This window comes from Streptomyces sp. S3(2020) (assembly GCF_013044505.1).
In the GTDB taxonomy this organism is placed as follows: domain Bacteria; phylum Actinomycetota; class Actinomycetes; order Streptomycetales; family Streptomycetaceae; genus Streptomyces.
The window spans coordinates 1-1,216 of the sequence record NZ_JABERD010000517.1 but is presented as its reverse complement, the minus strand read 5'-3'; the positions used below and the strand labels follow the sequence as shown (position 1 = coordinate 1,216).

Sequence of the window (1,216 nt, the reverse complement as noted above, 5' to 3'; positions counted from 1 at the left end):
CCTCCGCCCTCCTCAACGCCAACCCGGGCCTGGGCGCCCGCCTGGTCGGCGCCGCGGTGGTCGTCACCTTCATGGGCTCCTACGTCCTCTTCAGGGACTGGGAACGCTTCGGCCCCCTCCTCCTCCGCCACCCCACCCTCCTCGCCGCGGACACCCTCTTCGGCTCCCTGCTCCTCATCTCCGCGGGCCCCGACACCCCCCTCGCCTACGTGAGCGTCTGCACCCCGCTCCTCGCCGGCATCGTCTACGGCTGGCGAGGCGCCGCGTTCTTCGCGAGCCTTCAGTCCCTGATCTTCCTCCTGGTCTACGCGCCGACACAGAACCCGGCCACCACCCTCGCGGAACGCCTCCTCCTCCCCGGCCTCTGCGTCATCGCCGGCGCGGTCGGCCCGGCCCTGCGCAACCTCATGTTCCGCTTCGGCGCCGCCACCCCGGCCCTGACCGAGGTCCAGGCCCGCCTGGCCGTCACGGAGGCGATCGCCGAGGAACGGGCCCGCCTGGCACGGGAGATGCACGACTCGGTGGCCAAGACCCTGTACGGCGTGGCCCTGGCGGCGGACGGCCTGGCAGGCTCGGCCGACCGCATGAACCCCACGCTGGTCAAGGAACAGGCGGAACTGGTGGCCCGCTCGGCCCGCCGGGCAGCCGCCGAGTCCCGTGAACTCCTGGCGGACCTGCGCCGCGAGTCGGACCCCGACCACAGCACCGACGTACTGACGGAACTGGCGGCCCGCACCAGGGACTTCGGCACCCGGACCAAGCTCCCGGCGGTGTACCACCCCACCGGCGAGGTCCCGGCACCCGCTGTCCCCCCGGCCGTGGCCCGCCAACTCCTCACCATCGCCATGGAAGCGCTGGAGAACGCCCACCGCCACGCGTCCCCGACCCGGGTGGACGTGAGCGCGGGAGTACACGGCGACCTCCTGTGCGTGAGCGTCTACGACGACGGCCGAGGCCTGCCCCCCGGCACCACTCTCGAACAACTGCGCAGAACAGGCCACTTCGGCCTGGTGGGCATGGTCGAACGAGCCGCCTCGGTCGGCGCCCGCATCCGCATCGGCCGCGGCACCCACCCCAAGGGCACGGAGGTCCGCCTGGAACTCCCGCTGGCAGCACACGTATGACCCCGCTGACGCCGCGAAAGTCCCCCACGCAACGCGAGACGACGAGAGGAGGCCGCAGATGCCGGACCAGACGACTCCCCATCCCCATCCCC

1 protein-coding gene is annotated in these 1,216 nt (G+C 72.5%); it reads left to right on the top strand.

Features of this window, described 5'->3' with window-relative positions; genetic code table 11:
• On the top strand, window positions 1-1,124 hold a 1,124-nt coding region (locus HLK59_RS50080), incomplete at its 5' end, for a histidine kinase (protein ID WP_171148340.1).
• Window positions 1,125-1,216 lie beyond the last annotated feature (92 nt).